The 8,228-nt window shown below is 70.9% G+C and carries 5 protein-coding genes; 2 read left to right on the forward strand and 3 right to left on the reverse strand.

Annotated elements, in window-relative coordinates; genetic code table 11:
* The first annotated feature begins 57 nt into the window (after positions 1–57).
* Together ABZX85_RS34370 and ABZX85_RS34375 are read left to right on the forward strand one after the other, a co-directional pair.
* Positions 58–372 carry a DUF2530 domain-containing protein gene (locus ABZX85_RS34370; RefSeq protein WP_355877525.1) on the forward strand — a complete coding sequence of 105 codons (315 nt, stop codon included), beginning with the start codon at positions 58–60 and terminating at the stop codon, positions 370–372.
* Positions 373–501: 129 nt separating this feature from the next.
* Positions 502–2,883, forward strand: a complete 2,382-nt coding sequence (locus ABZX85_RS34375) for a cation-translocating P-type ATPase (protein ID WP_355877528.1) — start codon at positions 502–504, stop codon at positions 2,881–2,883.
* Positions 2,884–2,968: 85 nt separating this feature from the next.
* On the opposite strand, the gene ABZX85_RS34380 is transcribed toward ABZX85_RS34375, so the two are convergent.
* The 3 genes from ABZX85_RS34380 to ABZX85_RS34390 form a co-directional block, all read right to left on the reverse strand.
* A complete protein-coding gene (locus ABZX85_RS34380; protein ID WP_355877531.1) occupies positions 2,969–3,757 on the reverse strand; it encodes a hypothetical protein in 789 nt (262 codons plus the stop codon).
* Between the two features lie 122 nt (positions 3,758–3,879).
* Positions 3,880–4,641 carry a calcium-binding protein gene (locus ABZX85_RS34385; RefSeq protein ID WP_355877533.1) on the reverse strand — a complete coding sequence of 254 codons (762 nt, stop codon included), beginning with the start codon at positions 4,639–4,641 and terminating at the stop codon, positions 3,880–3,882.
* 137 nt (positions 4,642–4,778) lie between these two features.
* The gene (locus ABZX85_RS34390; protein WP_355877535.1) at positions 4,779–8,027 is read right to left on the reverse strand and encodes a molecular chaperone Hsp90; all 3,249 of its coding nucleotides are present in this window, start codon (positions 8,025–8,027) and stop codon (positions 4,779–4,781) included.
* Between the last annotated feature and the right edge of the window lie 201 nt (positions 8,028–8,228).

Raw genomic sequence — 8,228 nt, forward strand, 5'->3', positions numbered from 1 at the left:
TGACGACGGAAACAACCATCTCCGCGCGTAGATGTAATCGCCTCGTAAGCTAAGGCCATGGCGAAGTGGACCCCCAAGCACGAGGCGCCGGAGCCCCTGGAGGGCCCCGTGGTCGCGACCATCACCGTCGGCACGATCCTGTGGTTCGTCCTCTTCCTCGTACAGCTCCCGTTCTACGGGTGGTACGACGATCACGGCCATGCCTGGTGGGTGTGGACGTGCCTCGCGGGAACCGGGCTCGGGCTGCTCGGCGTCTGGCTCGTCCGGCGGCGGGACGCGGCGATCAAGCGGCACGCGGCGCTGACGGCGGAATCGGCCGCGGGCACCGCGGCGGGGACCGCGCCCGGGGCCGCGGCGGGGGCTTCCGAGTAGTACGGGTACCACAGGCTGAACCCTTGGGTGACATCCCCTACAACCAGGGCACTACACGCCTCCTACCCGAGTCGGATCTTCGGCCTCCTCAGCGGGTGAACCGGGCGATCCGCACGTACCGTCGTTGGCATGGCCCACACCGATGCGGCTGACGCCGCGCCCGCCGCCCCGGCGCTCCCCGTGAGCGGACTGACCACCGCCGAGGTCGCCGAGCGCGTCGCGCGCGGGGAGGTCAACGACGTCCCCGTCCGCAGCAGTCGTACGTTCGGGGAGATCGTCCGGGCGAACGTCTTCACCCGGTTCAACGCGATCATCGGCGTGCTCTGGGTGATCACCCTGATCGTGGCGCCCATCCAGGACGGGCTGTTCGGGTTCGTGATCCTCGCGAACACCGGCATCGGCATCATCCAGGAGTGGCGGGCCAAGAAGACCCTGGACTCCCTCGCGGTGATCGGCGAGGCGCGGCCGACGGTCCGGCGGGACGGGGCGGCGGTCGAGGTCGCCACCTCGGAGATCGTGCTCGACGACCTGATAGAGACCGGGCCCGGCGACAAGATCGTCGTGGACGGCGTCTGCGTCGAGTCCGACGGCCTGGAGATCGACGAGTCGCTGCTCACCGGCGAGGCCGACCCGGTCGTCAAACACCCCGGCGACCAGGTGATGTCGGGCAGTTTCGTGGTGGCGGGCGGCGGCGCCTTCCGCGCGACGAAGGTCGGCCGTGAGGCGTACGCCGCTCAACTCGCCGAGGAAGCTTCCCGGTTCACGCTGGTCCACTCCGAGCTGCGCACGGGTATCTCGACGATTCTCAAGTACGTGACCTGGATGATGGTTCCGGCCGCGATCGGCCTCGTCATCACCCAACTGGTCGTCAAGGAGAACGACTTCAAGGACTCCGTCGCCCGGACGATCGGCGGCATCGTCCCGATGGTCCCCGAGGGGCTGGTCCTGCTCACCTCGGTCGCCTTCGCGATCGGCGTCATCCGGCTGGGCCGACAGCAGTGCCTCGTCCAGGAGTTGCCGGCCATCGAGGGCCTCGCCCGCGTCGACACCGTCTGCCTCGACAAGACCGGCACCCTCACCGAGGGCGGCATGGACGTCACGGAACTGCGCGTCCTGGACGGCTACTCCGAGTCGTACGTCCGCCAAGTCCTGGGCGCCCTCGGCGAGTCGGACCCGCGCCCGAACGCCTCGCTGCAAGCCGTCATCGACGCCTACCCCGACGCGGAGGACTGGCGGTGTACGGAGTCGCTGCCCTTCTCCTCGGCCCGCAAGTACAGCGGCGCGAGCTTCAGCGAGGCCGACGGGGAGTCGAGCACCTGGCTGCTCGGGGCGCCGGACGTCCTGCTGGCGGCGAACGCCCCCGCCCTCGCGGAGACCGAGCGGCTGAACGAACAGGGCCTGCGGGTCCTGCTGCTGGCGCGTACGGCCCGTGTTCTGGACGACCCCGAGGTGGCCGTCGGCATCGACCCGGCCGCCCTCGTCGTCCTGGAGCAGCGGCTGCGGCCCGACGCGGCGGACACCCTGCGCTACTTCGCGGACCAGAACGTGCGGGCGAAGGTCATCTCCGGGGACAACGCGGTCTCCGTCGGCGCGGTCGCCGGAAAGCTGGGCCTCTCCGGGAAGGCCGTGGACGCCCGTCAACTCCCCACGGACCAGGAGGAGATGGCGAAGGCCCTCGACGAGGGGACGGTGTTCGGGCGGGTCACCCCGCAGCAGAAGCGGGACATGGTGGCCGCGTTGCAGTCCCGGGGGCACACCGTCGCGATGACCGGGGACGGCGTGAACGACGTCCTCGCGCTCAAGGACGCGGACATCGGCGTCTCCATGGGCTCCGGGTCCGAGGCGACGCGGGCCGTCGCGCAGATCGTGCTGCTCAACAACAGCTTCGCGACGCTGCCTTCGGTGGTCGCCGAGGGGCGCCGGGTCATCGGGAACATCACGCGCGTGGCGACGCTGTTTCTCGTCAAGACCGTGTACTCGGTGCTGCTCGCGCTGCTGGTGGTCTGCTGGCAGGTCGAATACCCCTTCCTGCCACGGCACTTGACGCTGCTGTCCACGCTGACGATCGGTGTCCCGGCGTTTTTCCTCGCGCTCGCGCCCAACACCGAGCGGGCCAGGCCGCATTTCGTGCGGCGCGTGATGCGGTACTCGATCCCGGGCGGGGTCATCGCGGCCGTCGCGACCTTCACGTCGTACCTGATCGCCCGTCACCACTACACCGGGGCCGACGCGTTGGACGCGGAGACCAGTGCGGCGACGCTGACGCTGTTCCTGGTGTCGATGTGGGTGCTGGCGATCGTGGCGCGGCCGTACACGTGGTGGCGGGTGCTGCTGGTCGCGACGATGGGGCTGTCGTTCCTCGTCGTGCTCGCGGTGCCGTGGTTGCAGCACTTCTTCGCGCTGAAGCTGGTGGGGTCGACGATGCCGTGGATCGCGGTGGGGATCGCCGTGGCGGCGTCGGCGGTGCTGGAGGTCGCGTGGCGGTGGGTGGACCGGCGGTTCGCGGACTGACCCGGGTACGCGAGGAGCGCGGCACCTGGCGGGTGCCGCGCTCCGTCATCCCCCTAGGGGATGTCGTTCAGCTGAGGTACGTGGTTCAGCGGACGTCCACGTAGTCGGCCGCGGAGGCGACCGCGCCCGTCGTCGACGTGGCTACGAAGTTGTAGCGGTAGTACCCGTCGGCGGTCGCCTTGACGGTGGTGCTCAGGGTGCCCTTGGCCGTCGTCTTGACGGTCTTGAGGGTCGTCCAGGTCTTCGCGCCGGCCTTCTTGTACTGGAGCTGGACCGTCTGCGCGCCGTAGCCGGCGTACTTGTTGGTCTCCCAGTTGGCGCGGGTCAGCGTGCCCTTGACGGTGAGGGTCTTGCCCTTCTTCACCGGCTCGGGGGTCGCGTCGGTGGTGAGCTTCGCCTGGCGCAGGAGCTTGGTGGAGCCGAGGTCGCCCTGCCAGATCGGGGTCTGCTTGGAGATGACGGCGAGCGCGCCGGCCTTCCAGGCGCCGGACTCGTCGTTGGTGAGGTCACCGTCGGTGACGTTGAAGACCAGGGCGGCCTTGCAGTTCAGGACCGTCGAGGAGGCGGCCTTGCAGGTGCCGGGGTCCTCGCTGATGAAGAGGTCCGTCGGCTTGGTGATGGCCGTGCCGCGGTAGATCACCGGGCCGGTCTGGAGCGCGTTCACGCTCAGGTCGGCGGGCTTGGTCACGGTGTACGTGACGGGGAAGGAAGCCTTCCCGGAGGCTCCGACCACGAGGACCTTGGCGATCTTGACGTTCGAGAAGGTCACCTTCGGAGCGGCGGCCGGAGCGGCCTGCGCGACCGGCGCGGCGAGGGCGGAGAGAGCCACGGCGCCCAGGACGGCGGCGACGGTGGCAGTGGCGCGTATGCGCATGTGCGTTCCCCAGTGGGATGAATGTTCGTCGAGTCTGTTGACCCGTAGGGGTCGGACCCGTAGTACCTGTGAACGGTTGTACGGGTGTGAAGGTCTTTGGTGAAACGTTTGCGCTACGGGTACTACTTCACGTCGACGTAGTCGGCGCCGGAGGCGACCGCGGCCGTCGTCGAGTTACCCGGGAAGTTGTAGCGGTACGAGCCGTCGGCCGTGGCCTTGACGGTCGTCTTCAGGTTGCCCTTGCTGTCCGCCTTGACCGTCTTGAGGGTGGTCCAGGTCTTGGCACCCTTCTTCTGGTACTGGAGCTGGACGGAAGCGCCCGCGTAGCCGCCGAACTTCAGGTTCTCCCAGTTGGCGCGGGACAGGCTGCTCTGGACGGTGAGGGTCTTGCCCTTCTTCACCGGCTCGGGCGTGGCGTTGGTGACGGCGAGCTTCGCGGCACGCTGGAACCAGAAGGACCCGGCCTTCTCCTTCCAGACGAAGTCGTCGTCCTTGGCGTCGATCCAGGAGTCGACGTACCAGATACCGGAGTTCTTGTTGGTGAACAGGTCGGTCCTCGGGTCGATCTTCACCGAGGCCGTGCAGGTGGAGGTGGTCTTGCTGGCCGCCTTGCAGACGGGCTTGCCGGTGGTGAGGAGCCCGTAGTCGGGGCCGTACAGCTCGAACGGGTCCGCCCCGGCGATACCGGAGTTGTCCGTCGCGGTCACGCTGACGGTGATGGTCTTGGCACCGGACGTCGAGACCTGCACCTTGTTGTCACCGTCGACGACGACCTTGGTGATCTTGGTGTCGCCGTAGCTGCCGTCCGCGTGCGCGGCGGGGACGGCGAGCCCGGTGAGGGCCAGAGCGCCGAGAGATACGGCGACGGTGGCGCGAAAACGCATGTGATTCCCCCCAGTTGTGGGTACACCGGATCGGCGGTGATCGCCGATCCGGTGCTTGAGACTCACGAGACTGTCGAACGGTTGCACGATCCGTGGACATATCCACGAGATTGCGCGTACGCCGTGAAGATCACGTTTCAGTCGAACCAGCGGTCCCGCGCCAACTCTCCCGTCCTGGACGGGTCTTCCAGCAGCGCCGCCACCTCGAACCGCCGGGGCCACTGCCCGGCCGCCCAGGCGAGACCGGCCGCGACACCTTCGAGGGTCGCCGCGTGCAGCACCCCGTCGTCGGTCAGCCGCCAGTCGATCTCGACGCCGTCGACGATCAACTCGTCGTGTTCCACGTACGACTTGGGGGTACGGGCGCCGAGGAGCACGGCGACCGAGTCGGGGACGTCGTGCTCGGCGCCCTCGGAGTCGACCTCGCCGGTGACGGACTCGCTGAGCCGCCGCACCTGGAACAGCTCCGCCAACTCGGCGGCCCTGGCGGGCCGTACGGGCAGCAGGGGGGTGCCGTCGGTGAAGGGAAGGAGGTCCGGGGAGTCGACGACGACGGCGTCGGCCGCGTCCACGACGTCCACCGAACCGTCCACGACCGCCCTCAAGTCGTCCGGCAGCGTGACCTGTTCGGGGTCGAGGTCGGCCAAGGCGCTGTAGAGGCCGTGGAGTTGGGGCGAGGTGACCTCACGGTCGGGGTCGGCGAGGCGCTCCAGGAGTTCGGCGGCGCCGCCCGGCTCCTCCAGGAGAGCGGACACCGACGTCCGCACTCCCAGGGCGCGCAGGACCTGTTCGTCGTCGAAGCCGGTCGCGTCGGCCTCGTCGTACAGCCCGCGCAGGAGCGGGTCGCCGCCCGCCGCGAGGAGGCCGGCCGGGCGGCGGCCGTCGAGGACGGGATGCCCGCGCAGCCACCAGGCCGTGTACGGGCGGACGATCTCGTGGGTGCCGTCGGGCAGCAGGATGCGCAGCGGCTGGACGAGGGCGTCGCGCAGCGGCGGCTGCGCCAACAGGGCGAGCGCCTGGGGCCACTTGTCGTCGTCGACGAGGTCGAGGTCGCGGACGGCGACGAGTTCGGTGGCCACCGGGGGGACCGGCGAGTCGGGGAAGCGGTCGAGGATGTCCTCGGCCCAGACGTCCACGGCGTCGAGCAGTCCGGCGTCGTCGGGTTCGGCGAAGTCGCCCTCGCGGGGCTCCAGTTCGTCGGGGTCGAGGACGATGTCGGTGGCGCGGACCAGGGCGAAGTTGGCCAGCACCCCGCAGGCGGTGAGCGGCTGTTCGCCCCACTTGTCGGCCAACTCGCGGTCGACCTCGGCGAGTTCGTCCGGGCGGATGACGGAGGCGAACGGGCTGCCGGGGAGGACGAGTTCACCGGCGGGGACGAGTTCGCCGTCCTCGTCGGGCAGGGCGAGGGCGCCGAGCCAGGGTTCGTCGCCGGGGGCGAGTCCGGCCGCGCGGACGAGGGCGAGGACGGTGTCCGCCAGCTCCTCGGCGTCCGGGGCGTCTTCGTCCCACGCGCCGCCGTCGTCGTCCAGGGAGGCGGCGACGGCCGCGCGGACCTGGGGGGTGGTGAGGACGGCCCGGGGGGTCGCCGGGAGGGCGCCGAGCTTCTCCAGGAGGGGGTGGGCGGCGTCCTCGTGGGCGACCTTGAGGCCGAGGCGGGCGAGGATCTCGGGGTCGGTGCCGGTCGCCGTGTCGGGGAGGGGGAGGAGGGTCTGGCGGGGGCCGATGGTGGTGCGGCCGTCCGCGAGGGGTACGGGTAGCCCCGAGAGGCGGTCGGGGTCGACGCCCGCGAGGCTGTCGTACAGCCGGTACCACCACTCCGGGTCCTTCTCCAGACCGGCGAGGCGGTCGATGACGTCCGCGAGGGGGACGCGGGGGACGCCGAGGGTGCGGAGTTCGACGCGGCGTTCCAGTCCGGCGGGCAGGAGGGTGGGGAGGACTTCGGCGAGGACCCGTACAGTGTCGGCGCCGGCGCCCTCGACGAGTTCGGCGTCCCGGGGGCGGAGGGCTTCGGGCAACTCTTCGGAGGTAGCTCCCAGGTCGTCACCCGGGAGGGGTAGTACCTCGGAGGGACCGGTGCTGGTGCCGGTGCCGGTGTGGAGGCTTTCCGCGATGCCGAAGGCGGGGCCGGAGGTCTCGCCGGGCCGGGAGCCGGGGGCGGCCTGGGCCGTCGCGGCGGGCGGCAGGAACGCGGTGCGGGGAAGGCGCTCCAGGACGGCCTGACGCAGGGCGCCGTCCAGTTCGCCCTTGCCGAGCGGGCCCGGGACGAGGTCGATGACGGCCGCGTCCACCGGGCGCCAGGCCGCGAGGAACTCGGCGTAGGCGTCGGCCGCACGCTGGACCAGGAAGTCGGTCAGCGGGCCGGGGGCGGCGTGGCGGCGGGTGGTGTCGAGGGGGAACGAGGCGATGAGGAGGGCGGGGACCCCTAGGGGTTCGTCGCTGGGGGTGGGGGCGTGCAGGACGGGAGCGGTCCGGGGTCGTACGGGTAGCCCTTGGGGGTCTACGGGTACGGCCCAGGTCAGGGACCAGTGCGGGCGCAGGCGCTCTTCCACCGGGCGGTCGGCGAGGAGGCCGGGCTCGGTCTCGCCGTGCGCGGAGAGGGTGCGCCAGGTCGTCGTGCCGTCGCGGGAGTCCTCCACGACCGTGAGGGGGCCGTCCGTGCGGCGCCACAGAGTGCGGGCGGGGGCGCCGCCCACCTCGACGACGACCTCGTCCAGCCCGGTCAGGGTCAGGAGCAGGCTGTCGTCCACGGCGTCGAGGAGGCGCTCGGCGAGGTCGGCCGCCGCCGCGTCCCGTAGGGGGAGGATCACGGCCGTGTCGTAGGAGTCGGGGGCGGTGCCCTCGGCGGCGTACGGCAGGCGTAGTACGGGTACGTGGCCGTCGCGGCGGCGGAGCTCGTCGCCCAGGCCGGGGCTGTGCCGGGCCGTCTCGGCGGCGAGTTCGCGGGCCTCCGCGAGGGACCAGCGGACGCCGCCGTGCCGTCCGACGACCGCCGGCTCGTCGGTGACGGAGAGGACGGCCGCGAAGCCGACGCCGAAGCGGCCGACCGAGAGGGTGTCTCTCTTGGCCGAGGCCCTGAGTGTCGCGAGCGACTCGACTCCGGCCGCGTCCAGGGGGGCGCCCGTGTTGGCGGCGACGAGGACGTTCTCGCGAAGCGTGAGGCGGAGCCGTCCCGGCACCCCCGCGCGCGCGGCGGCGTCGGCGGCGTTCTGGGCGAGTTCGACGACGAGGCGGTCCCGGTAGCCCCCGAGTACGAGGTCTTCCTCGGCGTTCGCGTCCTCCCGGAACCGGGCGGGGCTGGTGGCCCAGGCGTCCAGGACGCCGCGCCGCAGCCTGGCGGTGCCGAAGGGGTCGGCTCCCTCGGCTGCGGGCCGCACGAAGTTGCTCACGTTCACTCTCCTCATCGGCGTGAGGAGACCGTACCGCTCAGGTCTTACGGGGGCGTACTTCAGTATTAAGGGGCGCGGGGGCCTCCGGCCGAGCCCCCGGGTTCACTAAGGATCTTCAGCGTGGCCACTGATTCCCAATCAGGTTGTCAAGTGGCTGTGGTGACATGCGGTGAAGGCGTCATGTCGCTGCGGCACCGGCGC

Origin of the sequence: Streptomyces sp. NPDC004539 (assembly GCF_040610055.1) — a bacterium.
In the GTDB taxonomy this organism is placed as follows: domain Bacteria; phylum Actinomycetota; class Actinomycetes; order Streptomycetales; family Streptomycetaceae; genus Streptomyces.

What these genes read in the sequence shown, in the direction of transcription:
- ABZX85_RS34370 (WP_355877525.1), top strand. Translation starts at nt 58, where the DNA reads ATGGCGAAGTGGACCCCCAAGCACGAGGCGCCGGAGCCCCTGGAGGGC.
- ABZX85_RS34375 (WP_355877528.1), top strand. Translation starts at nt 502, where the DNA reads ATGGCCCACACCGATGCGGCTGACGCCGCGCCCGCCGCCCCGGCGCTC.
- ABZX85_RS34380 (WP_355877531.1), bottom strand. Translation starts at nt 3,757, where the DNA reads ATGCGCATACGCGCCACTGCCACCGTCGCCGCCGTCCTGGGCGCCGTG.
- ABZX85_RS34385 (WP_355877533.1), bottom strand. Translation starts at nt 4,641, where the DNA reads ATGCGTTTTCGCGCCACCGTCGCCGTATCTCTCGGCGCTCTGGCCCTC.